The 26,081-nt window shown below is 42.9% G+C and carries 23 protein-coding genes and 2 pseudogenes; 8 read left to right on the top strand and 17 right to left on the bottom strand.

Annotated features, from left to right (window positions below):
• Positions 1 to 126: 126 nt before the first annotated feature.
• Positions 127 to 597: a hypothetical protein gene (locus tag JC606_RS04840; RefSeq protein WP_198778127.1), complete on the bottom strand. Its 471-nt coding sequence runs from the start codon at positions 595 to 597 to the stop codon at positions 127 to 129.
• Positions 597 to 1,490, bottom strand: coding sequence for a hypothetical protein (locus tag JC606_RS04835; protein ID WP_332873232.1), 894 nt, complete (start codon positions 1,488 to 1,490; stop codon positions 597 to 599). Before JC606_RS04835 ends, JC606_RS04840 begins: the two co-directional genes overlap by 1 nt.
• A 619-nt stretch (positions 1,491 to 2,109) precedes the next feature.
• Between JC606_RS04835 and JC606_RS04830 the strand changes: the two genes are divergently transcribed.
• The gene (locus JC606_RS04830; RefSeq protein ID WP_198778126.1) at positions 2,110 to 3,933 is read left to right on the top strand and encodes a M4 family metallopeptidase; all 1,824 of its coding nucleotides are present in this window, start codon (positions 2,110 to 2,112) and stop codon (positions 3,931 to 3,933) included.
• 536 nt (positions 3,934 to 4,469) lie between these two features.
• Here the strand turns inward: JC606_RS04830 and JC606_RS04825 are convergent.
• From JC606_RS04825 to JC606_RS04785, 9 genes are all read right to left on the bottom strand, one after another.
• On the bottom strand, positions 4,470 to 4,868 hold the full coding sequence (locus tag JC606_RS04825) for a MaoC family dehydratase (RefSeq protein WP_137408016.1): 399 nt from the start codon (positions 4,866 to 4,868) through the stop codon (positions 4,470 to 4,472).
• Positions 4,868 to 6,625, bottom strand: a complete 1,758-nt coding sequence (gene phaC / locus JC606_RS04820; RefSeq protein WP_198778125.1) for a class I poly(R)-hydroxyalkanoic acid synthase — start codon at positions 6,623 to 6,625, stop codon at positions 4,868 to 4,870. Before phaC ends, JC606_RS04825 begins: the two co-directional genes overlap by 1 nt.
• Positions 6,626 to 6,703: 78 nt before the next feature.
• The gene (locus JC606_RS04815) at positions 6,704 to 7,054 is read right to left on the bottom strand and encodes a phasin family protein (protein WP_004738385.1); all 351 of its coding nucleotides are present in this window, start codon (positions 7,052 to 7,054) and stop codon (positions 6,704 to 6,706) included.
• Between the two features lie 464 nt (positions 7,055 to 7,518).
• A complete protein-coding gene (gene folM / locus JC606_RS04810; RefSeq protein WP_105024794.1) occupies positions 7,519 to 8,235 on the bottom strand; it encodes a dihydromonapterin reductase in 717 nt (238 codons plus the stop codon).
• A complete protein-coding gene (gene folE / locus JC606_RS04805) occupies positions 8,232 to 8,870 on the bottom strand; it encodes a GTP cyclohydrolase I FolE (protein WP_105024793.1) in 639 nt (212 codons plus the stop codon). The genes folM and folE overlap by 4 nt, the downstream gene beginning before the upstream one ends.
• A gap of 11 nt (positions 8,871 to 8,881) precedes the next feature.
• Positions 8,882 to 9,259 carry a dihydroneopterin triphosphate 2'-epimerase gene (gene folX / locus JC606_RS04800; RefSeq protein WP_063522227.1) on the bottom strand — a complete coding sequence of 126 codons (378 nt, stop codon included), beginning with the start codon at positions 9,257 to 9,259 and terminating at the stop codon, positions 8,882 to 8,884.
• Between the two features lie 109 nt (positions 9,260 to 9,368).
• Positions 9,369 to 9,866: a 2-amino-4-hydroxy-6-hydroxymethyldihydropteridine diphosphokinase gene (folK, locus tag JC606_RS04795; protein ID WP_137408018.1), complete on the bottom strand. Its 498-nt coding sequence runs from the start codon at positions 9,864 to 9,866 to the stop codon at positions 9,369 to 9,371.
• 168 nt (positions 9,867 to 10,034) lie between these two features.
• A complete protein-coding gene (locus JC606_RS04790; protein ID WP_137408019.1) occupies positions 10,035 to 10,280 on the bottom strand; it encodes a hypothetical protein in 246 nt (81 codons plus the stop codon).
• A 144-nt stretch (positions 10,281 to 10,424) separates the two neighbouring features.
• A complete protein-coding gene (locus JC606_RS04785) occupies positions 10,425 to 11,330 on the bottom strand; it encodes a LysR family transcriptional regulator (protein ID WP_198778124.1) in 906 nt (301 codons plus the stop codon).
• 311 nt (positions 11,331 to 11,641) lie between these two features.
• On the opposite strand from JC606_RS04785, the gene JC606_RS04780 reads away from it, so the two are divergent.
• Positions 11,642 to 12,184 (top strand): DUF3332 family protein, encoded by a 543-nt coding sequence (locus JC606_RS04780; RefSeq protein ID WP_198778123.1) that lies wholly within the window; start codon positions 11,642 to 11,644, stop codon positions 12,182 to 12,184.
• Between the two features lie 110 nt (positions 12,185 to 12,294).
• Here JC606_RS04780 and JC606_RS04775 read toward each other — a convergent pair whose 3' ends face one another.
• Positions 12,295 to 13,764 (bottom strand): transglycosylase SLT domain-containing protein, encoded by a 1,470-nt coding sequence (locus JC606_RS04775; RefSeq protein ID WP_198778122.1) that lies wholly within the window; start codon positions 13,762 to 13,764, stop codon positions 12,295 to 12,297.
• A gap of 616 nt (positions 13,765 to 14,380) precedes the next feature.
• On the opposite strand from JC606_RS04775, the gene JC606_RS04770 reads away from it, so the two are divergent.
• Positions 14,381 to 15,607 (top strand): DUF3103 domain-containing protein, encoded by a 1,227-nt coding sequence (locus tag JC606_RS04770; RefSeq protein ID WP_198778121.1) that lies wholly within the window; start codon positions 14,381 to 14,383, stop codon positions 15,605 to 15,607.
• 80 nt (positions 15,608 to 15,687) lie between these two features.
• On the opposite strand, the gene JC606_RS04765 is transcribed toward JC606_RS04770, so the two are convergent.
• The gene (locus JC606_RS04765) at positions 15,688 to 15,984 is read right to left on the bottom strand and encodes a Dabb family protein (RefSeq protein ID WP_198778120.1); all 297 of its coding nucleotides are present in this window, start codon (positions 15,982 to 15,984) and stop codon (positions 15,688 to 15,690) included.
• 200 nt (positions 15,985 to 16,184) lie between these two features.
• Positions 16,185 to 16,410, bottom strand: a pseudogene (locus JC606_RS04760) (hypothetical protein).
• A gap of 256 nt (positions 16,411 to 16,666) precedes the next feature.
• Between JC606_RS04760 and JC606_RS04755 the strand changes: the two are divergent.
• Positions 16,667 to 17,523 (top strand): annotated as a pseudogene (locus JC606_RS04755) (LysR family transcriptional regulator).
• A gap of 150 nt (positions 17,524 to 17,673) precedes the next feature.
• Here JC606_RS04755 and tnaA read toward each other — a convergent pair.
• From tnaA to JC606_RS04740, 3 genes are all read right to left on the bottom strand, one after another.
• Complete coding sequence (gene tnaA / locus JC606_RS04750) at positions 17,674 to 19,146, bottom strand: tryptophanase (RefSeq protein WP_137408023.1); 1,473 nt, start codon at positions 19,144 to 19,146, stop codon at positions 17,674 to 17,676.
• A gap of 709 nt (positions 19,147 to 19,855) precedes the next feature.
• A complete protein-coding gene (locus JC606_RS04745; protein WP_198778119.1) occupies positions 19,856 to 21,508 on the bottom strand; it encodes a GTPase family protein in 1,653 nt (550 codons plus the stop codon).
• Complete coding sequence (locus JC606_RS04740) at positions 21,495 to 22,592, bottom strand: YcjF family protein (RefSeq protein WP_137408025.1); 1,098 nt, start codon at positions 22,590 to 22,592, stop codon at positions 21,495 to 21,497. Before JC606_RS04740 ends, JC606_RS04745 begins: the two co-directional genes overlap by 14 nt.
• Before the next feature lie 253 nt (positions 22,593 to 22,845).
• Between JC606_RS04740 and JC606_RS04735 the strand changes: the two genes are divergently transcribed.
• The 4 genes from JC606_RS04735 (at position 22,846) to JC606_RS04720 (ending at position 26,004) form a co-directional block, all read left to right on the top strand.
• Complete coding sequence (locus tag JC606_RS04735) at positions 22,846 to 23,340, top strand: peptide-methionine (S)-S-oxide reductase (RefSeq protein ID WP_137408026.1); 495 nt, start codon at positions 22,846 to 22,848, stop codon at positions 23,338 to 23,340.
• 249 nt (positions 23,341 to 23,589) lie between these two features.
• Entirely contained in the window at positions 23,590 to 24,201 is a 612-nt protein-coding gene (locus tag JC606_RS04730; protein WP_063522221.1) for a toxin-antitoxin system YwqK family antitoxin, read from the top strand.
• Between the two features lie 310 nt (positions 24,202 to 24,511).
• Entirely contained in the window at positions 24,512 to 25,138 is a 627-nt protein-coding gene (locus tag JC606_RS04725; protein ID WP_102425167.1) for a bifunctional 4-hydroxy-2-oxoglutarate aldolase/2-dehydro-3-deoxy-phosphogluconate aldolase, read from the top strand.
• A 101-nt stretch (positions 25,139 to 25,239) separates the two neighbouring features.
• Positions 25,240 to 26,004, top strand: a complete 765-nt coding sequence (locus tag JC606_RS04720) for a transporter substrate-binding domain-containing protein (protein WP_198778130.1) — start codon at positions 25,240 to 25,242, stop codon at positions 26,002 to 26,004.
• The last annotated feature ends 77 nt before the right edge of the window (positions 26,005 to 26,081 follow it).

The raw sequence follows: 26,081 nt of genomic DNA, 5'->3' as shown, positions 1-26,081 counted from the left end.
AGCTGATCAGATCGTAGGCTCTGGATTTAGTTCCATTGAATTACGCAACAAAGCCGCTTTCCTTGTTACTCTCTACGGGAAAAATGCCGAGCATTGTGAATCAGACTTAAATACCCTGTTGTAGCTTTATGTGTATTGCTCAACGATTTGCCTAATTTTCTGTGCTGCCAAAAATATTTGAAATGCTGTTAAACCAGAAATCACGATCGCGTTCAACAAGATAGCACCTAAAACGACTTCACTTATTTCTGACATGAAGAACCAAATAGAAAAGCTTGCCGCGCTACACAATATTGCTATTAAGTATGATGCCATTATTCGATCGGTTATTTTATTAAATGAACTCCACTCGTAGAGCTGCTTATTTGATGTATTTTCCAACGGAGCATGAAGTTTTTGCGAAATCTTAAATGTAATACCTGCAAATACAAAAGGAAGTGTCGGGATAAACTTCCATAGCTCATCGTTGCCTTTAAGCTTTTGACCGACAATCACAAAAAACTCCGGGAAATTATAAGTGATAGCAATGCTTAAGAGCAGAACTAAAAACTCCGGTGAGATAATACTGAAACGGATAATGTCTGCTAATCGTTTCATCAGTGACCTAGGTGCCTTTTTTCTTTGATTTCGTCAAATATACCTATAGCTTTCAGATATAGCTCTTCTGGCTCGGGATTTTTATCAAAAGAGAAGTTTTTTACCGTTTCAGAAGTTTTTATGGTTACTACTTCATTATCTCTTTTTCCTCTTACTGTACCGTGCCCATACCCATCAGCAGCCATTAATATTGCAGCGTCACCAATTGGCAGAGGCTCTTCTGAAACATATTGTTCTTCTACTGTTTGGTTTGCGGCTTTTTCGATATGGTAAGGAAGATCTGTGTTTAATGGCTGATTTTCTGGAGCATCTTCAACGACAGTCATACGATCTGTATTTCGCTTAATTAGGTAATCTTTTAGCTCAGCCCACAAACAACCAAACATAGGGTTTGGTGGAGAGATCTTAGCGTTAACATGGTATATACCGTCAAGAGAAGAGACTTTTGCAGCAAATGAACGTAAATCTGATACTAACTCGATATCACAGTCTACAAAAAACCTTTGATATGTCTCTTTTATAATTGAACAAAAACGGTTCACAAACGCTTTCTGTTCAATATGATTATATACGTTTAAAAAAGCTATACCTGAATGGGATGGAATGTAAACAAAAGGGCTAGATGCCACTTTGAGATTTGGCTCAATTTGTGTTTCTTCGGTTCGCTTATGAGTATCCACAACAGTAACTTCACCCAGCGGTTTATATTTGCTAAGTCGACCAAATATGTAATTTACACCATCTAACTTAACTTCTTGCACATCGATAAATGTCCAAGATGAGCCTCGATGAGAGATTGAGACTGGTTCTTTTATTGCGTTCATTAACTTTTCTTGATCAAGAGTACCAAGCTTTAATACTCGACCTAAATAATACGTACCTGAGCTAGACACTCATGACTCCTTAAAAAATTAATAACAGATACTAAACAAAAATTCTTTATTTAAGTGGAAAGCTGTTCGTCTAGTTCCCTATGTAGCCTATCTTAAGCGACTCACTCCATTCATAACAATGACTTATCGTTCTTAGTTTGTGATTGAACATGAAAATGTAGATGTTTTCCTATCTAACGAGACTAAGTGTTAAAAAAGGTGAGTTCTGTGCTTAGTGGTATTGTTAAAACAAGTTTACTATTGATAATAAAGACAATACTCCCACTTCCAAAAACGCTCTTATTTACTCATTTGTAATTAAGATAAAATAAGAAAAATATCGAATTCAACTTAGAAATTTTCATTCTATAAATTTAAACAAAGCGGTTTTTAATAACTCCCGCCCCTTCATACGTTTACGATAAATAATAAAATAGGATTTTATAAAAATAATTTGATCAATAAGAATTTTTGTAAACTTTGAATTACATACTCTAAAATTTAATCTCTAATAAAAACTTGTCATAAGCCGAAATGCTCTTCCAATCTTGATTCGCAACACATGGCATTAGCGTGTTGCATATAGACTTCCTATAAAGCCGTTGGGAAGAAGGAGTTTATATAAAATCAGGAACAAGAAATGAACCAACAACGTCAACTAAGCTGGAAAATAGCAGCTATTCTAGGTACATCTTTTGGCTTTAATGCACACGCTGCTGAAATGGTCACCATCGAGAACGATAGCCTACTCCAACAAAGCCTCATTGCTCAATCAAAGAGCATTGCACCGCTAGAGCTAGGTTTTTCTGAAGTTAAACGGGTGGTACTGCCCAATGGAAAAACCAAAGTACGCTACCAACAAACCCACTTTGGTCTACCCGTCTTTAATACCTCCGTTGTCGCCACCCTATCCAAAAACCAACCCTCACAAGTATTTGGTTCAATGGCGCAAGGGATCAGCGATGATCTATCACACATCGCGCCTAAATTGAATCAAGAGCAAGCCATCGAAGCTGCATTGTCCTCCCACCGCTCGTTTACCGTCGGCAAAAAGTCGATTGAAAACAAAAATGCGAAGTTAGTTGTCAGGCTCGATGAGAACCAAACCGCACAGATGGTGTATTTGGTCGATTTTTTTGTCGCGTCCAATTACCCAGAACGTCCTTTCTTCTTTATTGATGCCATGACGGGGGAAGTCCTTCAAAAATGGAACGGATTAAATCACGCCAAAGCCTTGGGAACTGGACCTGGTGGTAATACCAAAACCAATCGATATGAATATGGTACTGACTTTCCAGGATTCTCGATTGATAAAGCCGGGACCACATGTACGTTAGAGAACGACGCAGTGAAAACGGTCGACTTGAATAACAGAACTTCTGGTAGTTCAGCTTACAGTTACAACTGTAGCGATGACACCAACTACACAGATCGTAAATACGTGAATGGCGCCTACTCTCCCCTTAACGATGCGCATTATTTCGGCAACGTCGTCTTTGATATGTACAAAGAGTGGATGAACACATCACCTTTATCGTTCCAACTCACTATGCGTGTTCACTACAGTACCGATTATGAGAATGCCTTCTGGAATGGTTCATCCATGACTTTTGGTGACGGCAAAAATACCTTCTACCCATTAGTCGATATCAACGTCAGTGCGCATGAGGTGAGCCACGGTTTCACCGAACAAAACTCCGGGTTGGTCTACAGAAACATGTCAGGCGGTATAAACGAGGCCTTCTCCGACATCGCAGGCGAAGCGGCTGAATACTATCTGCGTGGAAATGTGGACTGGATTGTCGGTAGCGATATCTTCAAATCGGAAGGTGGCTTGCGTTACTTTGATCAACCATCAAAAGATGGTCGTTCAATCGATCACGCCTCTGATTACTACGATGGTTTGAATGTTCACTTGTCGAGCGGTGTTTATAACCGAGCATTTTACCTTTTAGCTAACAAATCAGGCTGGGACGTACGCAAAGGCTTTGAAATCTTTACCGTCGCCAACCAACTGTATTGGACAGCCAACAGTACCTTTGATGCCGGTGCATGTGGCGTAGCCAAAGCGGCTGCAGATATGGGTTATACGGTTGCCGACGTGGAAGATGCGTTTAATAGTGTTGGCGTCAACGCAAGCTGCAGCCCTACCATTCCGGGTGACAATGTGCTCACCAAAGGGACGCCTATCGCGAACCTAAGTGGTAACAAATACTCTGAAAGTTTCTACACATTCTCCGTAGATTCTGCATCAAGCGTAACGGTGGCAATATCTGGCGGAACTGGCGATGCAGATCTGTATGTCAAAGCAGGCAGTAAACCAAGTACCTCAAGTTATGATTGCCGCCCTTATCGTACCGGTAATAACGAGCAATGCAGTGTTAACGCGCAGCCGGGCGTTACCTATCACGTGTTACTTCGTGGGTACACAAATTACTCTGGAGTGACTTTGCGCCTAGATTAAGCCTATGCACTTCGATTGCTGATACATAGTTAATTGCTTATAGGCTACTAATATAACAACCTCTGCTTATGCTAAGCGTGAACAGAGGTTTTATTTTTGGGTCATACTCTTTTAGATTACATTGTTAACGTATTTCTTTCATAGCTAACAACACTATTGACAGAAGAGCCGTTTAAGTTCTTCAGAATACCTTCTGTATTTTGTATACAGGGAAGCGAGCACCTTCGATAAACCCTTTATGGAAACTACATGACAAATAACGGCTACTTTTAATTGTGCCGACTCGCCCTTAAGGATTAGCACCATTGATCATATCATCCGCACAGTTTAAGCAAGCTGAGTTCGTGGAGTCTAGTATCGGTAGAGGTATTTTGAAAATCAGAACTTTATATTTTAGACAATAGCGTTTTAGCGCAAAGCACTAAAACGCACATTAGGATTGAATTATTTATTGAAGAAACCTAATAGCACATCCGCTGCCCGCGTTATTGCCATTGGTTTGTAGAAAATGTTGGCCGTCGTTTATGGCTTTGTGGTTAAACAGAGTACATCACTGTCGCTTCACCATCGACGGCGATTTCACCATTCGCGTTCAATACTTGAGTAGATATCACAGCGATAGGTTTGTCTTCACGCACTCTGATCACTTCCACCTTGGCTGTGACAGTTTCGCCAACAAATATAGGACGAAGAAACTTCAAGGATTGCCCCAAGTAAATGCTGCCTGCGCCCGGCACTTTAGAAGCCAACAAGCCAGAGATAAGGCTCGATGCCAACATACCATGCACGATTGGACGCTCAAATTGTGTGGTTTTAGCGAAATCTTCATCTAAATGGATTGGGTTGTAGTCTTCCGAGACGCTAGCAAACGCTTCTACGGTTTGCTTATCTAATTTCTTTTCTATTGTGGCAATTTGTCCGATTTCTGGATTCATTATGCAGACTCCTTTTCCATGTCATTTTCTTGCACAATGACATCTTGAATGCGCTGCTTCACGTATTCACCTGGCGCATCCAGTTCACCTTCTAGCTCACGAGCTTCAATCATTTCGGAGAAGTTGCGCTCATCAACCCAGTTTTGCCAATGTGACCACCACGAGCCATGGTGCTTGTCGGCGCTGGCAAGCCACTGAGATGGTGCTTGGTCGTTATCATCATTGGTCCAAAAACCATATTTATTGGAATCGGCATGGTTCATCGGCCCTGCAATATGACCACTCTCGGTAAGTACAAATTTATTGTCTCCACCTAGCAGTTTTGTGCCTTCAAAATTGCCGTCCCATAGCGCGATATGATCATCGATAGCAGAGAGGAAATAAGCCGGCGACTTTACTTTACCTAAATCAATCGCCACACCATCGATCACTAACTCACCTTTGGCGAGTCGATTCTCAAGATAGCACTGACGTAGCAGCTGGTTATGGGTCGCAGCGGTCACGTTGGTGTTGTCACAGTTCCAATAAAGGAGGTCGAATGCCATTGGGCTCTCCCCTTTCAAATAATTGGAAATGTAGTAATTCCAATACAGGCTGTTTTCACGAAGTAAGCTGAATGACACGGCCATTTGGCGGCCATCCATATAACCACGTTGGTTGTTTTGCGCTTCAATGCTGCTAATGATCGGATCATTGATGAAGACCCCTAACTCACCTGGCTTTTGGAAGTCGAGGATCGTAGTCAGCAGAGTGACCGATTTGATTCTCTGCTTACGACGTTTGCCAGAAAGGTAAGCCATGGCTGCGACTAAGGTGGTGCCACCGATGCAGTAACCGATACCGGTAACTTCTCGCTCGCCTGTGACACTTTCAATGGCATCAAGTGCAGGTAGCACGCCTTGAGTCACGTAGTTGCCAAAATCGACGTCTCGCATTTGAGCATTAGGGTTCACCCAAGAGATCATGAATACTGTGTGGCCTTGGCTGACCAACCACTTCACATAAGAGGTCTCTGGATTGACATCCATAATGTAATATTTGTTGACGAACGGCGGTACGATCAGTGTCGGGCGTTTATAGACTTGTTCTGTGGTCGGCTTGTATTGAATCAGCTCGAACATCTCGTTTTGAAAGACGATTTTTCCGGGCGTTGAGGCAATATTCTCCCCCAGTTTGAACTGGTTTTTATCCGTCATTCGAATATTGAGCATGTCGGCACTTTGCTCTAAATCCTGACGGAATTGCTTCATCCCCTGGATCAGGTTTTCACCCTTACTCTCCATGGTCAGCTTGAGTATCTCTGGGTTAGTCGACACGAAGTTACTTGGCGACATGGCATTCAAATACTGCCGAGTGAAAAATGAAAGGCGAGCTTTGGTCTCGTCGTCCAGACCATCTGCGTTCTCAACTGATTGTTGAATATTGTCACAAGCAAGTTTGTAGCTCTCTTTGATGTAACGATACAGTGGCGTGTCATTCCATGAAGGGTCACGAAAACGACGATCCGTCTCTTTAGTTTGTTCTTGAGTGCCGAGGATACAATCGTTAAGTAGATTAACTTGCTGCGCCCACCAATTCATCTGTTGCTCAACCATATTGGTTGGGTTCTGAGTCATTGAGCCCACCCACTTCGTAAAATCTTCCGATTGGGTTTTCATCAATGTCGATTGTGTTGGCTGCCCTAGATTGTCCATCCAGGCTTGTCCGTATTGGGACATGAGGTTCATCATACCTTCAAAGGGCGATTTATTTTCCATTCTGACATCCTTGTTAGAAGTGATGCTGAGAGATGGCGGCTAGACGTTACGCTCCGCCATCAACCGACAAGCAATAAACTAAGCACTTTTCGCAGTCTTTACCGCAGAAGCTGTAAGCTCGTCAGCGGCAGATTTAAAATCTTGACCAAGTTGAGTCAGCTTTTGGCTATCTTCCATGAGTTGTTGTGAGATCTTACTCGCCACTTCCATCTGTTTTGAACCATAAGCTGGAATATCTTGTGGCTGCTTTAACGAAGCTAAGCTCTGCAAAGACTCATTACCTAGCGCGCTATAAGCCTGAAGGCTATCAAGCTGAATCTTGGTCAGTGTCTCTATATTCTTAGTCACTAGTTGATTGAAGTTGTAGAACGGGTTAGTTACAGACTCTAGCTGCGATGTGAAAGCCTTAAATGTTTCCTGAGTAGACATAATTTCATTCCTTGTACTGAGCAGATCGAAGAAGTAAATGTGCGCTTCCTATGCAAATTTGATTTAAATTTGTTGCGCAACAGTTAACATATTGATCAAGATCAAAGTAAAAGTCATCCCGTTAAATGCCCGATAAATCGCTCTATAAATTCATTAATTTAAACATTTGTTTGAATTTTCGGTTCAGATGCTCATCACCCTAAATAGGTAAGTGGGTTCAAAGCGAACTCAATATGAACTGCGTTTAATACAACCCGCTCGATTTAGGAGATGAATTGACAGAAATGTGAGATTAGTCACTTTGTTGCGTAAGGTTGAATGAGGTTGTTCAGGATAGAACAACCCAAATAGGCTGCTAAACATGAACACTCAAGCTATAAGTTTGTAACCAGAGCGGGAGAGTTCATATTCAGAATAAAATGGGCTTTTTACCCAAGAAAGAGCGCAATGTTATCGACACAAATTCACTTTAGATGCCTGCCGCCATCAAGGTGCAATGTTCTTCCTGTCATGTAACGACTGGACAGTACATACTTGATGCCATCAACCACTTCCTCAAAACCCGCTTCTGCCGGAATCAAAGCTTTTTGCAGAGCTTTAGCCTTGTACGCCTCGTCATCATAATCATTGAATTTGATCATAGCTGGTGAGACAGTGTTTACTTTCACGTTGGGAGCCATCATCGCCGAGAACGAAAGCGTTAAGTTATTAAGCGCAGCTTTGCTTGCCGCGTAAGCGATATGTTTTTTACTGCCTTTTTCGGCAACATAGTCACTGATGTGGATGATATCTGAGGTTTGATCGCCAGACATCAGCAGGTCTTTGAGCGACAGATTGATAAGGTATGGTACGCCGACGTGAACTGCCATCATCTGGTTCATAATTTCTGCAGCGTTCTCGCTCGGATCTTTCTTATTCTCCGGCTTCCAATCAGAGGCATTATGAACGATGGCTCGAAGTGCTCTGTACTCTTGCCCTACATAGTGCAGAAAGTCCTCTACGCTGCTTTGCTGGTAAAAATCGACGTACTGTAGATCAGCCCCCTTATCACGCAGCTGTTGCAACTGAGGATATTCTCTGCGAAAGGTACCAATCACTTGGTACCCATCAGCCAGAAGTTGCTGAGCGAGTGCGAACCCTAATCGCTTCCCTACTCCAGTTATCAGAATCGTCTCACTCATCGTAAAAACTCAGCTCTAGTTTGAGGATTAGTTTTGAAAATGCCACCGAGCGCTGTTGTGGTCGTTTCAGAGTTGGCATCCATTACGCCTCGAGACTTCACGCAGTAATGCGTTGCTTTGATGGTCACCGCGACATTTTCTGTTTCAACGAGAGTCTGTATGGCAATCAAAACCTGCTGGGTTAAGCGCTCTTGGACTTGGGGGCGCTGCGCGAAGAATCGGACAATTCTGTTTATTTTTGACAGGCCAAGTATCTTAGATTCCGGAATGTAGGCCACTTGTGCCAAACCGTCGATAGTAATGAAGTGATGCTCACATGTGGAGGTTAAGTCGATGTCCGACACCTTAACCATCTCATCAACCGACATCTTGTTCTCTATCACGCTGATTTTTGGAAAGTTGTTGTAATCCAGTCCCGAAAAGATCTCATGCACGTACATCTTTGCGATGCGGTGAGGCGTTTCTGCAAGGCTGTCATCTGTCAGATCCAACCCCAACGTGCTGACAACTTCCGTTAACAGTCCCTTGATACGATTGTATTTTTGGTCGCTGTTCATTTCACTCGCGGTCATCGGAGTTTCAAGCCCTCTCGCCAGTAGAGCTGTTCTTACTTGTTCTGCTTCTGTACTCAACATTGGAACGCTCCTTAGAAGTTATTATCTTGGTCTGCTTCATAGCTCAGCGTGAGCGAAACGGAGTCGGCAAAACGCAGCGCGTGGGGTTTATCAATTCTCACTTGAGCGTACCGAACCCATGAATGATCAATGCAGATTCCAAGTACATCGCTGGTTAACTTTTCTAGAAGCAGAAATCTTCCAGACTCGACATGATGAATGATCTTCTTGCAGATGTTTTTATAGTTGAGAGCATTGTCGACGTCATCAGAGAGGCAAAGGTTGTTCGCTGGATAATGAATCTCTGCGTTTATAACAATGTCTTGCTGCTTGGTTTTCTCTTCTTCGTTGAAGCCGATGAAGGTTCGTAGTCTGAGGTTTGTGATGGTAATAATGGCGTTGTGGTTCATAACAGTTTCCATTCCGTCGAAATTGATATCAGGTACGTGCTTGTTTTAAGAAAAGATCAAATAAAGCTCTGATAATAAGAGTCTGCGGTTTTTGTCAGCTCTGAAGGCATTACGTGAGACTGAGCTCGAAAGGGATTGGGTCGGTTTTCTGACTCGACTGGTCAAAACTATTCCAAAGCTCTTGGAACGAGGTATTAAGAATTGGGTGATTGGCAGTCGCGGCAAGGTCGACTAACGGGCGAAGCACAAAAGCGTACTCGGTAATTTCACCTCTAGGTAACTCCACCCCGTCGATAATGCCTACTTGATCACCGTACAGAAGGATATCGATATCCATGGTTCGCGCAGCATACTCTTTAGTCTCGCGTTGGCGGCCGTTATCGGATTCGATTCGATGAAGAGTTTTAGATAATTCTGCGATAGGAAGGTCGCATTCAAACCCCACGACAAGATTGAGGAAGTTGTCTCCTTCAAAGCCGACTGGCTCACAATCGTAAAACTGAGAAATTTGCAGTGGAGCGAAGCGATGGTTCAACGCTTTGAGAGATTCTGTGATGTGGTGTTCGCGATTAATGTTGCTTCCGATGCTGACATAGACGATGGCCATAGTATTTCTTCCTTTTTAAGCAGCCTATACGTCCTACTCGCTATGAAGATCAGCTATATGTCCTTTAATGTCGGGTCGATACTGAAAAGGTTTTGTCGAAGATTTCCCTACATGCTTAACCGCGATAACATCGTCGCCCCTTTGAAAGCGACGACAAGTATTACTCACTTAGCTGTTTGACTGATGTCCAGTCTTCTTGGCTAGCTTTTGCATAGCCTCGGCGAACGTTGTTGTTCCACCTTTCGCCTTAACTTGCACAACCTTGTAACCCATGTTTTCTAGCGCTTGCCGCTCTGCCAATACTGCTTGGTCGTCTTGTTGGCTACCTTGAGCTGGCTGATGAATGTAACACCCTTCTAGTTGTCCATCTTCGACCAATTGGTGGTGTTTCAGTGCTTGGATATCAAAATTCATAAGTCAGTCTTTTCATTTAAATTGGAAGTCTATCTGGCAAAAGCCACCAGCATTTTTCATGTTGTCATTTGTACCATAAGGTACTTTATACATGAAGAACGAATCGAATGACCAAAACGCTTACTCATACAACTAGGCGTTGTCTTATATTTCGGAGCTCAAGGTTAAAACTTCGCTGGAAAACAACTCTCTTAACCATTGATTGACGATGTCATCATTACGATTACTGTGCCAATAAACACTGAGTGAAGGCTTGATGTATTCAAAAGGAAGCTCTAGTAGCTTAATTTTATCTTTATCAAAATAGGCGTTCGCGACACCTTTAGGGAAAGTGGTTATCCAATCACTGTTGTAGATAGTGTCTGAGAAGTCTGCGATTGAATTAAGCTTTCTTGCCACTTTACGATCTGCAAAGATCGGGCTGTGAAATTCAGTTAACTGGTTCACTCGGTAGTTATCGTGTGTGAGCATGACATGCTTTGCTGAAAGATACTGTTCAAGAGTCACTTGCTCGTTTATCTGTGAGTGGTTTTGGCTGCAGACCATACACAGCTCGTCGCCCCAAATTTCCTGGCTCAACAAGGTTGGATGCGCGTTGGTTAAATCGACCACAAGATCGATCTTCTTTTCTCGAATGTCGGTTGCCATATCTTCTTTGATATTCACGACTTCGATAACGCACTCTGGGGCTTCTTCCTGAATCCTGTCTAGTATTTGAGGCAAGATCACACTGCTTGAGATACTCATCGCCGCAATTCTAAACGTGTAACTGCACTCTTTCGGTTCAAAATCATGCGTTTCAGGTAATGAGTGAGAGACAAGCTTGTGTGCTTGCTTAAAGATAGGATACAAGTCATTAGCGACTGGCGTAGACTCAAGCGTGTAAGATTTTCTTACGAACAGTAGATCACGATATTCATCTCGAAGCTGCTTTAAATGAGCGCTGAGACTAGGTTGGGATATATTGAGCCTTTCTGCTGCGTACGTTAAGTTTCCTTCTTCATATATCGCAATAAAGTAATAGATGAGGTTTAGGTTAAATCGTTTCATTCGGGCTCTTCAGGCAGTCATTTAAATGAATAAACGTAGAACGTAATTTCGTTTAGCTGACTCGCTATTATCACAACCTAATTCCATACTTCAGTTAGGGTTATGACAGAGCTTTGTTAAAACACCCTTGCGAGTATTGCTTATCTGGCAGGCAATATAACCCATCAATTTTCATATAGTCGCAATACATCTTTGGTTTCTATAAAGATATAGGTTTTTCTGATACCTAGTATAGGTGTCGCTTTATATTAGAATAAACATGACTTTGACATAATTATTGGTTCCTTGATATACAAATTTAGAAATAGAGAATGATGAACCGATTTGTAAAACCAATAATTATTTCAGCAAGCCTAGTCACCTTATTTGGTTGTGTTGGTAGCAATGCGGTAACGGGTAAGCTGATGGAGTTCAACGTGAAAGCTGTAGATAACCGCTACGCTCGCGGTGGATTAAACATGCTACTGGCACCCGCTTACGGTATCACGGTTGCTGCAGACTACATTGTGTTTAACTCGCTGGAGTTTTGGACGGGTAAAAACCCTATCAACAAAAAGCCGCACATCTTTGACACTAAGGTCGATACATATATCGATATTAATGATCAACTGGATGACAGCCTCACAGACGCGCCTATCGACCCACTAGCTAAGCACGTCATTGACCACAGCGAGATGAAAGTGATCAATCAAGACGAAGTTGCTATCGAGCTCACTTACAACGATGGCACACGTGCAACGCTAACTGGCCAACGTTTTGGTGATGAAGTCCACTACTCTCTTGATAACCAAGTTATCGCAAAAACCAGTTTAGAAGAGATGCAGATGTACATAGCTTCTGCCGAGCAATCATAAGCTCATATTGAGTAAGTAAAAATAACTAGCAATTGTCAGTGCTTATAACACGAAAAGGGGTAGCCGAGCGCTACCCCTTTTTCTTACTCATCATATTAATCAAGCACTTGTTAATAAGCAAAGTAGCCAGAAAGTCGCTTGATATTCAGTTGCCTTGTCATATTACCTAGCTGTTCTTCTCGCGTATCTTGAAATTCATCGAGGCGCTGATAAATCGTAAAATAGCGACTTATATTAGCGACATACTTTACTGGTTCTTGGCTTATGTTCTCTCTTGCGACAACCTCAACATGATTAAACCATTTGTTTGGGTTATACCCTTGTTCCGCCGCTAATTTTCGCATTCTTCGTATTTTAGCTGGTCCAGCATTATAGGCAGCTAAGCTAAAGTAAATCTTATCGATGTCAGCTATTTCAGGCTTATCAAAGTACCTATCATGAATAAAGCGTAAATACTTGCTTCCAGCATGGATGTTGCTTTCCAAATCGTGCACATTATCAATATCCACATACCAATCCCGCGCCGTTTTGGGCATCACCTGCATAATGCCAACAGCACCACGGTGCGAGATCTTTGAGTTATCTAACCCAGACTCCTGAAAAGCCATCGCCAAGAGGATCATCCAATCAATCTCGTACTTCTCACCGTACAAGACGAACAAGGCTTCTAATTTGTCGCGTTGTTGGTTCTGTTTTGGATCAGATGCTCGCTTCATCCATGAAACACTCTCTAGATAGCGATTATCAATCACATTCCCGAGCAGCGTGCCCTGTTTCGACTCCTGTAAATATCGGTCAATTTGAGCTTTAAGCTGAGGACTATTCTTGCGGATGGCCCACGCAATATCAGCATTTTCTCTGAAAGTAATGTCGGTGTGGATCTTAATATCCTTTCCTAAACTCTCCCACAGCTCCAACTTATGGTTGTCGACAATGGTCGCCGTGATTTTTTCACTCTTAATCAGCTCGAGTAGTTCGAGGTCTTGGAGGTTCGCGTTGAGTAAGTGAATATAGATGGGTTCCATCCCCTTTTTCTCAAACTGTTGATTCAATTTTTGAACGCTACTGATGTAGCTAGAATCCTGCTTAAGCCACACTTCTTTACCCTGTAGTTGTGTGACATTGCTGATTGAAGGCTTAGATAGGCTTGTCACTAACACCTCATCGATATCGCGGCGAATGGGCATGCTGAAATCCACCAGCCTTTGACGCTCTTCGGTTACTGTAAGGTTCGCGATAGCAATATCGCCCCGCCCTTGATTTAACGCTTCAAGTAATTCGCTTCGCTCTACCGGAATCACCTTAACGCGCAGCAGTGGATCACTCAGTTTAAGTGCCTGATCAAAGTAATAGATTTGCTCGGCCAAAATCCCTTTCGGCTTACCGTTTTCAATGTGATAGAAACCGATGTCACCAGAGACTAAAACACGTACTACACCTTTCACTTTCAAAGCCGAGAAATCACCAACATAGGATTCAAGTGCGTTATCTGGCACTTCTAGACCGAAAGCGGACTTAGAAAGAATAGAGATAAAGAGCAATGCTTTCGATAAGCGTGTAGCGCCTTTAATGTTCGTCATATGCAGTATTCCTGTAGCGCCATTTCTAATGCGATAAAGCCAAAAACCTCAGTAATACTTGTGCAATATAGGAAGTGTTTAACGCGAAGCAATTTAACGAGAGGAAGTCGCCATAACGTTGTTCAGTGAGGAGTGGATTGATCTTAAAAATAACGTAGTGCGCAGATCAGATCATCTCATCGCGCTAGTAATTAAGGGAGTCGAATTATACCGAAAACTATCTCTTCCGAAATGCGGCCGAAACTATAGTAGATATAGTGAAATCCTATAACTCTTCTTGACGTGTACCTCTTAATATTATTCCTACCTACCCACATCTGTTCTTAATTCGGTCGTTTAGGGGCCAATTCAAAATCAGTACTGAAAACATACCTTCATTACAAAAAAATATACAAATAGATAATAGTATTGTCATTTAACTATTGATTGGTTTATAAAAATTAAAATATCAAGTTGGCTTTATATAAATTTTACATCAATCAATAAAACTGAGATCTTGTGCTAAATACCGATACAGAAATCACTAACTAAGTTTTAAATATATTTACCTTATTGATAGGTTAATCCTGTAGGGCAATTGCTCTATTAATGATAAAAATTAAAATAAGGATTATTTATGAGACCATCTTTTACAATCAGTATGGTACTTGCGACGACAGTAGTTGGCTTTCAGTCTTATGCAAACAATATCGATACACCACACTCTCTTACTGACTCTATTGCTGTTGCAAAGAATGTCGCTGCACAAAAGCAATCACTAGCGTTACAAATAAGTGCTCGCTACATTGACATTGAGTCTTCTCTAAAAAAGCAAATCAGCGAAAAAAGTTTATCGACGCCATTAGACACACTGAACTCGGCTCAACCCTACTCTGCCTTTTCAAGCAAGATGCACAAAGCCGATCTTAGCTATCGTAAGATGAAAGGGATCGACGACTTCAGTGATTCTGTCTTAGAAATTAGGATGGCTGATGAAGCCATGGTTGAAGCCTGGAAAAATGGAGAAAGCCCACTGTTTGCTTACGAACCATCGGGCGATGATTCAAATTGGCAATACATCGAAGCTTACGATGTGTATGGGCAAGTTCATGAATTAGACGTGTACCAAATGCCCGATGTTCCGGTATTTGTGATCGACAGCAATGGTGCCGAAGAACTCAAGGCTGGGTTGATGACCATGCAAGCTGAAATGCAAAAACAAGGTACAGACACACAACTTAACTCAGGCAGCAACAGTGCTAGCAGCAAGCACAAAGAACCTCAAAAGCAGACGCTATTTAACAGTGATGCGCGCTCTTTAGCTGAATCGGAGCCTGAAGAGTTGAATACCACTCAGTTAACCAAGATTCGCTTAGCCATCGATAGAGAACCGTGGATCTCAGGCAAAGCGGAAATCTACGCTATCGTCACTGGAGTAGATTCAAGTCGTATAGCTCCACAAATCGACTTAATTGAGATGCCTTACTTAGACTACGACAAACAGACTTACTATCCGAGCCAAAGCATCATCTTCTGGCCTCGTTACCGCTGGGGAGCTGCAGACATGATCTTGATGGAACATGATGACGGTACCAACTATAAAGACCTAGCGAAGCTGCTGGTGCAAGCCGCTGAAGAGATTTTGAAAATGATTCCAGATCCAGAAGTACAGGGTTATACGATCATTCCTCAGATCACCAGTAAAATCATTGAGCTGATCCCAAACAATGTGTTGGTTAATGACGATGATTTTGTGGACGTCTACTACACCTTAATGCAAAACACCCCTTATGTTGACCGTCCTGGTGCAGGTGGTAATGCCGTAGCCTCTTTCACTCCTGTCACCATATTGCCGACAGAGTAACATGTAATTTTTCGCTCTGACCAAAGCGTATGGGCCTATGCCTATACGCTTTACATCTTGTAACTGAGAAATTATTAGGGCTAAAGAGAATAATCAAACACGATAATGTCATCCAACAACGGACGAAATACCTCTTTCAGGGCATCGTGTTCTGGATGTGGTAGATAGTTTTGTCGCCCAGCTTCATCTTCAAACGTCATTAAGACCGAATGACTATAACCTTGGTTCTTGTTTTCTGGACTATCATTTAGCCCCCACTCTACTGAAGTTACACCTTCGACCTTATTTGGCATTGCCTCAAACAGCGCCTTGAGCTTTTCTATCTCTGAAAGCTCCGCATGTTCTTTGAATTTTATCAGTAAAATATGACGTATCATCTGCTCTTCCTTTCCACGCTTAACTAACGCAACTCAATCTTTAACAGTGACCAAAATGCCACACGTCACACACCATGCCAAGGCTTGTTAGCTACTAGTCTGCCACTAGATGATACCATAACGAAAAATGCTGCACCCTAAGGCACAGCATTTTTCATGACAATGGTAGAACATTTAAAGTGGTAAGCACACTTTACACGTTAGTCACGACGACCTGTAAGCTTGATCGCTTGGTTTTGATCTACGTTCTTTTGGAATTGGATTCCGCCATTAGAAGCTTCGTTTCTTCCTTCAAGAACTAAGTCTGACTCTACACGTTCTGCCTTCACTTCTTGTCATATCGATAGTGCCGGTATGTGTACCGTTAGCAGCAAAAGCAGTGTTCATTGGAAGCGCCATCAAGCCAAGTGCAAATAACTTATTCATACATCACCTCGTTGTATTTCTAATTATCTGTTCGTCTAATATCTGTGTTGCTTTGTTGAGGTAACTTTAGCGACACAGTGATAATGACACGAGGAAAAGCAAGATTTACCAAATGGAAAATCAAGGGATTAGTGATCTTCTGACGTTGTCCTGTCTTAGAAGTTGTGCATTGCCACTATGACATTAGAGTCACATGATTTCTGGCGACTTAGCGCACAGAAATTGCTGCCTATAAAAGGAATGATTTGGAGAGCCTGTGGACATCAACCTCGATATTCAAAATATCCTCGTCATCAAGCGGATGTACGAGCTTCGTAATGTTGGACTGGTGGCAGAGTCGCTGGGAAAAACTTCTGGAGCAATCAGTAAGAACCTTTCAAAGTTGAAAATCCAACTTAACGACCCACTGTTTATTCAAACCAAACACGGCTTCGAACCCACGACCTTTGTTGAAAATAACATCAGCAACTTTGAACAGATATTGAGTAGCATCGAGGCCATCAAACACCAAGAATTCTCTCCGGATTCTTACAATGGTGACATCAAGATCTACGCGAACACCCTATTTTGGGAACGTTTTGGTTCGAAACTCTACTTTGCTCTAAGTAAAGCAGCGCCACACGCGAACTATTCATTCGTAAGGTGGGGAAGTAACGCTAGGAATCAACTGATTGACGGCGAAGAGGCGATAGCGGTTCATTACTTTGATGAAACCTTGTCGCAGTCGATTTCTCAAATGTAGTTCGAAAAAGAAAATTGGTGTTTTTTGTAAGAGAGGACCACCCAGCGAAAGACTTTGAATCGCTCGCCAACTATCCGACGGTTCTATTTAAAACACCTGGATGGAATGACAATAAGTACCCAATTCTGGAGCGTCTCAGAAACATTGGCTTTGAAATAAACCCTAGAGCAGATATCGATCACCCTGCGATGATTCACGATATCATGCTCAATTCAGACTATTTTGGAATTACGCTCAGTGGCAGATTCCCAGAAGGCTGCCGTAGTATGGAACTACCTGAAAAACTCACTTTCGATGTGAGCTATGTGATGAGCTGTCGTCGTTCACAAAAAGAGGCACCATTAAATCAGTGGCTATTCCAAAAACTATAAGCGACCCTAAAAAACAAACAAGCCTAGCCTCTACCTATTTCGTCTCAAACTTAACCAAAGGTACCATTTGCCTACTTCTCCCCAAAAAACAAAAGGCTCCAAAGGAGCCTTTAATTATGGTTCTGATGACTATTCGCTTATATTTTTATTTTAAAATGCTTCTTCGAGCGTTGGTTGACTCTTTTTTTCAGCTTGATTCTCATAGGTTTCCACCTCTTTCAAACGCGCAGTGAAATGCCTTAGTACTGGTGGTTCATAAACAAAATCGAGCCCTTTCACTTTGCTCGCGTTCTCTTTTACTTTTTCGAACGCTTCAATAATGAAGTCCATATGCGTTTGAGTGTAAGTCGCGCGTGGAATGGTTAGGCGCAATAGCTCAGCAGGACATGGATGCTGCTCACCTGTTGCTGGGTCTCGCCCTTGCAGCAATGAACCAATCTCAACGGCTCGAATTCCCGCTACTTTGTATAGCTCACACGCTAAAGCATGGGCTGGGAACTGACCCGCCGGAATGTGTGGAAGCAGTTTACCAGCATCAACAAACGCAGCATGGCCGCCCGCTTGTTGGCACACAACGCCAATCGCTTCTAAACCATCAACCAGGTATTGCACCTGACCGATGCGGTACTCCAACCAATCTTGGCGCATGCCGTCGTATAACCCAACCGCAAGGCGCTCCATAGCACCGCCCTCTAAGCCACCATAGGTTGGGAAGCCCTCTTGAACCACACACAAAGTCCGACACTCTGTGTACACATCCATGAATGAGTCGTCTTTAAAGCACAACAAACCGCCCATTTGCACCATTGCATCTTTCTTAGCTGACATCGCCAAACCATCTGCGTACTTATAAGATTCGCGAGTGATTTGTTCGATGGTCCAATCTTGATAACCCGGTTCACGCTGCTGAATAAAGTAAGCATTTTCAGCGTAGCGAGCCGAGTCCATGATGACGGGGATATCGTACTTGTGCGCGATTTCGTACACAGCTTTCAGGTTAGCGATAGACACAGGCTGTCCACCAGCCGAATTACAGGTAATGGTACTCACAATGTAAGGGACGTTTGCAGCCCCCGCTTCCAAGATCGCTTGTTCAAGCTTCTCGATATCGAAGTTACCTTTAAAATCAGCATTCACAGAGGTATCAAACGCTTCTTTGGTATAGACGTTTTTCGCCACGCAGCAGTTCACTTGAGTGTGGCCTTGTGTGGTATCGAAGAAGTAGTTCGACAAAGCGACCATTTTGCTGCGATCGAGCCCCTTTTCAATTTCACGCTTCTTAATCAGAACAGGGATGTAAATCTGCTCAGCGCCGCGACCTTGGTGAGTAGGAATAGTCAGCTCATAACCGAAGATATCTTTCACCGCGTTCGACAGTGCGTAGTAACTGCGACTGCCACTGTAGGCTTCATCACCCATCAACATCGCTGCTTGCATACGTTGTGTGATTGAGCCGGTACCGCTGTCTGTCAGCAAATCGATGAACACATCATCACTGTCGAGTAAAAATGGGTTCATTCCCGCTTCGACAATGGCTTGCTCACGGTAAGCGTAGGTGGTTCTTTTTACTGGCTCTACAACACGAATACGAAACGGTTCTGGTAGATGTTTGAAATTTTCCATAATAATACCTTTCAACAAATTCAGCTTAGGGAGAAGAAGCCAAATTCATTATTTTTAGATGTCACGAGTCATCACTATTAATTTTATTTTCACGAACTATCACACTCGTGATAATTACTATAAAAATTAATAGCTAGAAATAAATTATTAAATCAATAATGTATTGATTAGGATCCAATTAATAATGACAAAGAGCTAAATAACAACTGCATGAAACTAACAACTAATGTATTAGTGACCGCATTGCTTAGCGCATTAGTCAAAGACAAAACTAATCGGATTGGCAAAGCTCAAAGGCTCCGCTGGCGCGTGACGCCCAGAGGGTACTACTCTGAAGAAAGGTGGAAAGAGAGCTGATGATCTAAAGTATACCAAGCTAACAGGGTTAGCCATGTTGTTGATTGCCATTTCAGATACATGTTCACAATATATCCCTACGTTGAAATCAAGGTGATCCGAAATTTAAATATAGTGCAATTATTTTATAAATAAAGACGAATAAATCATAAATGTGATCAATATTTAGAATCATAATTTTATGTTTTATTGTCTGATATCACACTATCATGAATTCGACTTAATGCACTATTATACTAGTTCATTATTTTGAAAGTAATAATAAGTTCAAGGGACAAAAGTTCATAAATATAAAAGAAATGGTTTACCAAAGAGATATTTAGGCTTACGAATATCGCTTTGGTATTGTTGGTTATTTTTTCTTGGTGACTTGTTTTATCGCCATCTCAGCCAGCTTAGGGGTCGCGGCTTTCAAAGCACTCGGAGCAACCTTCTTGCCTGCTTTCATGGCTTTATTAAGCTGGCCTTTTACCGAAGTTCCTCTGTTGATAGCTTCGAGACGCTGACGATTTCTCTGCACGTTATTGGCATCTGCAATGTGCTCTATTAGCGTCTGTTTCAAAGCCTCTAAACCAAACTGTACCTTTTCAGGTGCAATCGCTAGTGGTAAAGCAATATCAGGCTTCAGAAGTGTTTGATTGTATTCAAGGGCCTGAGCAATGATCTTAGCTTTTGCCGAGGTTGGATTCTCCAAATCGTAAGGTGGCTGCCACTCTTCCGCAGGCTTTAACCGATCGACTTGGTTAACCACGGTGATCACAATTGGCTGCTTGCGCGAAATGTTCTTGGGATCATCATAAAACGCATCAAACTTATCTTTAAGCTGCTTGTCCAGTTCACGAGCAGACTGATTCGCTTTAAGTACCCATAACACCACATCAGCTTGAGTCATCTCTTTAAGCATCACAGCTTCGGTTTTGGCATCGCCATCCAACCCTTGAAGATCAACCACTCTCACATCGTTGTCATCTACAAATGCGTTGTAAACCGTAGAGCTGTCCGTTGATGGTAGAACATCCACCTCGGCAACCATTTCCTCTTTGAGAGCATTGATAATCGATGATTTACCAGAGCTCGTTTGCCCGACCAGTACAATCCTCACTGGTTCTAATTCACGAGCGAAACGCTTCTCGTCGACCTCTGAAACATCAGACGCTTTTAACGCTTCATCTTCAATACTGAAACGCCCACTGTATAAATCGATCGCAACGGCTGCCACTTCATCGAGCAAGGCTTGTTTCGCTGCATATTGCATGTCATCCACAACGCCCTTTGTCATAGAAGCTGTCGCTTGCTCACGACCTAAGTCAGAAATAACCTTCAATGGATTCAAATACAGGTTTTTAAGGTGATTCCCCCAAATCGCCGCTTTGAAGATCTTCTGCCCCAACTCACCATATTTATCATAGGCTTCGTAGCCCGCCTTGATGTAAGAAACCTTTAGGTATTCGATGCCCGGTATGTGCTCTTTTACCACCACTTTGTAACGACGGCTTACCTCTTCAAACAGCTTAAGTCCTTCTGGAATTGAAAAATCGAGCGACTTCTTACCAAATTTTTGGGCGACGAATTCCAGCACCTGCAAACCGGTTTGGTCTAGATTGCCCCACTCAATATGATCAACTAATTGTTGACGAACGTAATATTTCGATTCATTCCAAATCGACAGTTCAGCTTGAGACCATTCATTCGAGGCTTTGACCAACGCATCGTCGATGTTGTGATTCGATGACTCAGTTCTAGCTTCATCTGTTGTATTTTTTTCCGCATCACTATTGGTTGAATTGCGTGACGAACGGCTAGAGATGTATAACGGAATAGTGAACAGCAAGGTACTCACAGCAATAGCTATCGACAGTTCCAGTAGATAGCCATACTTGATTGCCAAGAACAGACCAAAGCCCATCATGATGATGCTCGGAAAGATCGCCGAAATCAGAGCGATGCCCCACCGCCCGCTCGACAACACAGCGAGCAATCTAAATAAGTTCTTAATTTTCTTCATAACCCGACGCTGCCTTACCTTTTTTCAGGGATTCTTTATAGATTTTTTGCATCTCTTGTTCAGAAACTTCTTCGCCTCTGTTCTTGTGATAAAAGTAGTAACATGCCGCTCGGCCAAGACCATAACTGGTACCAAAACTCATTGCTGCAGCAGCAACGGCGCCAACCGTTTGCCCATACACAGGTATCAACTTAACCAATTGCCGAGTGCCAAGCTTCACTCCATATTGCACCGCAAAGCTACTGCCTAAAGTACCAATAAGTTCACTAAAAACTCTCTTATTCCACTCAACCCCATATTGATTGGCCAAACTATGAAGCATTTTCGCTTGAATCGCAGGCACAGACACCAAGCCCACGCCTGGAACTAAATCGCTAGCCGCTGCACTTCCCGCATACCAAAGCACTTCATTTTCGACCTTGTCAAAGTTAGCTTCTTCTTGCGTAGCGTGTTCTTTGTCTTGCACCATCATCCCTATAACAGGGAGCATGTTGGTCAACCGTTCTAACAATAATTCGAGGTTATAGACATCATCATTGTCGCTCTCAAAATCAACCGCGACTGATTCAAAGCCTTTACCCCACACCTTCTCTACTTGTTGAGTGTTAAATTGAACTTGCCTTGCTCGATCTGTTTCACTGGAAAACAACACAGCGGTATGAACAAGCAACAAGTGTTTAATCTTCTTCTGTTTCTTAATCTGTTTTAGAGCAGTAAGCACGGTGGATTGTTCAGGTTCGTCGGCTTTCATCACCACCACTAACGCATTACCCGCTTGACCGATTTCTTTTAGGTCCTCGTCGGGTTCATAATCCGCTTCACCCAAACCACGAGTATCAAGAAAGCGCATCACAGGTTTGTCTTGAGGGAACGCATACGACATGGCTGTCATGGTACATGGTGCAAATCCGTTTCCGACTTCGACTGAGGAATCACCCGTGACCGCTTGAATAAACGATGATTTACCTGCACCCGTTTTGCCGAGCAGCCACAAGGTTGGCAAATGTTTACGTTGATATTCGTGTGCCTGAGTCAGGTCAGGATTCTTGCTCGGGTTAATGAAGTCTTTGACTTGTTCAAACATGATTAGGTTAACTCTCACTTGATGTTGAGGTTCGGGTTGGTGACAAGTTGCGATGACCTATATAATCTCGATATCGCATTCAACTTACATTTGTTCATCTACGACGATTTGCAATGCTTAGGCGTTTGTTTTTATGAGCTTATTTTAGTACATGCGCGTCTATTACGTATTGATATAGACTCCAACCTACTGCTACAGTTTGTGCGATAAATCAAAACCATCGAAAAAAAACTCAGAGAGCTCGAAAAGAAGTATGGAACAAATTTATTTAGCGGGTGGTTGCTTGTGGGGCGTACAAGAGTTCATTAAGTATGTGCCCGGCGTGATACGCACAGAAGCAGGTCGTGCTAATGGACGTTCTCAAATAAAGGATAACCAAAGCAAACCAAGTGAATACGATGGCTACGCAGAGTGTGTACAAATTGAATTTGATCCAAACCTCACCTCAGTAACCGCGCTAGTGGGCCACCTTTTTGAGATCATTGATCCTTACAGCGTCAATAAACAAGGTGTTGATGTAGGCGAAAAGTATCGCACTGGCGTGTACAGCACCGAAGCCAAACACTTAGCTGAAGCGGAGCGCTATATCGCATCACGTGAAGACGCCGAGCGCATCGCCGTAGAGGTGTTGCCATTGACCCATTATGTTGCCAGCGACGATACCCACCAGCATCATTTGAGTCACTTCCCTGAAGATCATCACTTATGCCACATCCCTTGGGATCTTCTGCATAAATACAAATCATAGTGCAAAGCTCAACCTTGCGGCCTGTCTTCATTCACCATCTGTCCGGAACCTCTTCGTAACTCCGTAGGTAAACAGAATCATTTTTAGACGGCCCCCTACGTCAAAATTCACTTCAAAAAGTTCCGTTCCCGTTGCCTTCAATAATGAAAACTTGAAACCCAGTAATAGCTACTGACAGTAGTTACGAGAAGTGAAATGCTGTTAACACATTGGTTACACTTTCCTCCCGTCCAATAAAAAGGTGTCATTATGAAGAAATACATCCCAATATTGATTGCTCTTAGTACGATGTCCTCAATGAGTTACGCAGCGACTCCACGTGAAGATGCTGTAGACTATTTACAGATGCGTAAAGGCGTGGCTTATCAAGTAAACCACTCAAAGCCCTTTACCGGTCAATTTGAAGAAAAGTTCGATAACGGTCAGATCGCTACTCAAGCCCAGTTTGCCGATGGTCTGGAGCTTGGGTTAGAAACCAATTGGTATCCAAATGGACAGATCGCTTCCAAAGTCAATTACGTCAAAGGTCAATTACAAGGTAAAGCAGAAACTTGGTATCCGAATGGGCAGAAAAAAGCCGAGCTAAACTACAAAGACAACGAACTTTCGGGCGTCGCAACTCGATGGTATCCAAATGGCGAAAAGAGCCTAACTGCAGAGTACAGTGAAGGGCTAAAAGATGGCTTGGTGACCGACTACTACACGAATGGCAATAAAGCGACAGAAGCAAAATTCGATGATGGCGAAATCGCCAACGGCAAATTGACCCGCTGGAACCTCAACGGGGATAAAGTAGAAGAAGTGACCTTTAAAGATCACCAGGTCACGTCTAAACAAGTTTGGATGCCTACACAAAGCTAATTCCTGTCATTGTTGAGAGGATATAACAACGCTCACCACGTTAGCGTATACAACCTAACCTGAAACCAACGAGCATTCGTTTACTAACTTTTGAATGCTCGTATTGCCTTCCTATTTAATACTTTCACGTTTTATCTACTAACGCCAAATATCAGAACTTCGCTCAAATTATAAAACGTGACTTACCATGCAAGACAGCGCACTCTCCTAGATGCCGTCACTGACCTACTCTTATAATTAAGTACTTTGTTTAATAATCAGGGGTTTGCTTAGCCTGAAGCAAACCCACCGCTATAGTGGGAACTAATTTATGACAACCTTGAATGCACAGTTAGCAAACCTGAAAGTAATCCCTGTAATCGCCATCAACCGCGCTGAAGATGCCATCCCTTTAGGCAAGGCACTAGTTGAAAACGGAATGCCATGTGCGGAGATCACGCTACGAACAGAATGTGCTATCGAAGCGATCTCTATCATGCGTAAAACGTATCCGGACATGTTGATCGGCGCGGGTACTGTACTGACTACAGAGCAAGTAGACGCATCTATTAATGCGGGTGTTGATTTCATCGTTAGCCCAGGTTTCAACCCTCGTACCGTGCAACACTGTATCGACAAGGGGGTTGCAATCGTGCCGGGAGTGAACAATCCAAGCCTTGTTGAACAAGCAATGGAAATGGGTCTCCGCACGCTGAAATTTTTCCCGGCTGAGCCTTCAGGTGGCACAGCAATGCTCAAAGCCTTAACGGCCGTGTATCCGGTTAAGTTCATGCCTACTGGCGGTGTTAGCTTGAAAAATGTAGACGCGTACCTTTCTATTCCTTCTGTATTAGCATGTGGCGGTACTTGGATGGTACCAACTAACCTTATCGACGAAGGTAAGTGGGACGAGCTTGGTAAACTAGTGCGAGATGCTGTGGATCACGTTAACGATTAGTCAGTTTTGGCCTTTATGTTAAGCCCTTCAGTTGTGGGGCTTTTTATTTAAATTTTAAATCAGTTTCTAAACTGGCAAAACAACACATTTACGGATGACTCATCACAAAAAACTCACTATTGCTTGCTTATATGGCACTTGCACTATCGGGAGCGGCGCAAGCCGACCAACTCGAAGACATTCAAAAATCAGGCACGCTACGTGTCGGTACTACGGGCGACTACAAGCCATTTTCTTACTTCGATGGGAAAAGCTACTCTGGCTATGACATCGACGTAGCACAGCACATTGCAGAGCAGTTAGGCGTAGAGTTACAGATCGTTCGTACCACATGGAAAGATCTCATTACAGATCTTGATAACGATAAATATGATATTGCGATGGGTGGTATCACGCGCAAAATGCAGCGCCAACTAAGTGCAGAGCAAACTCAAGGCTACATGACCTTTGGCAAGTGTTTCTTGGTCGCTAAAGGCAAGGCAGAACAGTACAACAGCATTGAGAAAGTAAACCTATCTTCGGTACGTGTTGGCGTAAACATCGGTGGCACTAACGAGATGTTTGCAGATGCCAACTTGCAGAACGCAAGCTTCACACGCTACGAGAACAACTTAGATGTGCCGCAAGCCGTTGCGGAAGGCAAAGTTGATGTGATGGTAACCGAAACCCCGGAAGGCCTATTCTACCAAGTGACCGACGAGCGCCTTGAAGCGGCTCGCTGTGAAACACCGTTTACCAACAGCCAGTTCGGTTATCTGATTCCTAAAGGTGAGCAACGTTTGCTGAACACTGTGAACTTCATTATGGATGAGATGAAACTGAAAGGCGTTGAAGAAGAGTTCCTGATTCACAACTCTCTTAAATAGTCTTCTAGTCTTCTGTTCTTCTGTTCTTCTAGATAAAAAAATAGGCCAGCATTGCTGGCCTATTTCGTTATTTTAAT

It is taken from the genome of Vibrio sp. IB15 (genome assembly GCF_016406055.1).
Lineage (GTDB): Bacteria > Pseudomonadota > Gammaproteobacteria > Enterobacterales > Vibrionaceae > Vibrio > Vibrio chagasii.
This window is presented reverse-complemented; position numbering and strand designations above follow the sequence as displayed.

Excerpts from the sequence above, each read along its gene's own strand:
- JC606_RS04840 (WP_198778127.1), bottom strand. The coding sequence starts at position 597 with ATGAAACGATTAGCAGACATTATCCGTTTCAGTATTATCTCACCGGAG.
- JC606_RS04830 (WP_198778126.1), top strand. The coding sequence starts at position 2,110 with ATGAACCAACAACGTCAACTAAGCTGGAAAATAGCAGCTATTCTAGGT.
- JC606_RS04825 (WP_137408016.1), bottom strand. The coding sequence starts at position 4,868 with ATGAATCCAGAAATCGGACAAATTGCCACAATAGAAAAGAAATTAGAT.
- phaC (WP_198778125.1), bottom strand. The coding sequence starts at position 6,625 with ATGGAAAATAAATCGCCCTTTGAAGGTATGATGAACCTCATGTCCCAA.
- JC606_RS04815 (WP_004738385.1), bottom strand. The coding sequence starts at position 7,054 with ATGTCTACTCAGGAAACATTTAAGGCTTTCACATCGCAGCTAGAGTCT.
- folM (WP_105024794.1), bottom strand. The coding sequence starts at position 8,235 with ATGAGTGAGACGATTCTGATAACTGGAGTAGGGAAGCGATTAGGGTTC.
- folE (WP_105024793.1), bottom strand. The coding sequence starts at position 8,870 with ATGTTGAGTACAGAAGCAGAACAAGTAAGAACAGCTCTACTGGCGAGA.
- folX (WP_063522227.1), bottom strand. The coding sequence starts at position 9,259 with ATGAACCACAACGCCATTATTACCATCACAAACCTCAGACTACGAACC.
- folK (WP_137408018.1), bottom strand. The coding sequence starts at position 9,866 with ATGGCCATCGTCTATGTCAGCATCGGAAGCAACATTAATCGCGAACAC.
- JC606_RS04790 (WP_137408019.1), bottom strand. The coding sequence starts at position 10,280 with ATGAATTTTGATATCCAAGCACTGAAACACCACCAATTGGTCGAAGAT.
- JC606_RS04785 (WP_198778124.1), bottom strand. The coding sequence starts at position 11,330 with ATGAAACGATTTAACCTAAACCTCATCTATTACTTTATTGCGATATAT.
- JC606_RS04780 (WP_198778123.1), top strand. The coding sequence starts at position 11,642 with ATGATGAACCGATTTGTAAAACCAATAATTATTTCAGCAAGCCTAGTC.
- JC606_RS04775 (WP_198778122.1), bottom strand. The coding sequence starts at position 13,764 with ATGACGAACATTAAAGGCGCTACACGCTTATCGAAAGCATTGCTCTTT.
- JC606_RS04770 (WP_198778121.1), top strand. The coding sequence starts at position 14,381 with ATGAGACCATCTTTTACAATCAGTATGGTACTTGCGACGACAGTAGTT.
- JC606_RS04765 (WP_198778120.1), bottom strand. The coding sequence starts at position 15,984 with ATGATACGTCATATTTTACTGATAAAATTCAAAGAACATGCGGAGCTT.
- tnaA (WP_137408023.1), bottom strand. The coding sequence starts at position 19,146 with ATGGAAAATTTCAAACATCTACCAGAACCGTTTCGTATTCGTGTTGTA.
- JC606_RS04745 (WP_198778119.1), bottom strand. The coding sequence starts at position 21,508 with ATGAAGAAAATTAAGAACTTATTTAGATTGCTCGCTGTGTTGTCGAGC.
- JC606_RS04740 (WP_137408025.1), bottom strand. The coding sequence starts at position 22,592 with ATGTTTGAACAAGTCAAAGACTTCATTAACCCGAGCAAGAATCCTGAC.
- JC606_RS04735 (WP_137408026.1), top strand. The coding sequence starts at position 22,846 with ATGGAACAAATTTATTTAGCGGGTGGTTGCTTGTGGGGCGTACAAGAG.
- JC606_RS04730 (WP_063522221.1), top strand. The coding sequence starts at position 23,590 with ATGAAGAAATACATCCCAATATTGATTGCTCTTAGTACGATGTCCTCA.
- JC606_RS04725 (WP_102425167.1), top strand. The coding sequence starts at position 24,512 with ATGACAACCTTGAATGCACAGTTAGCAAACCTGAAAGTAATCCCTGTA.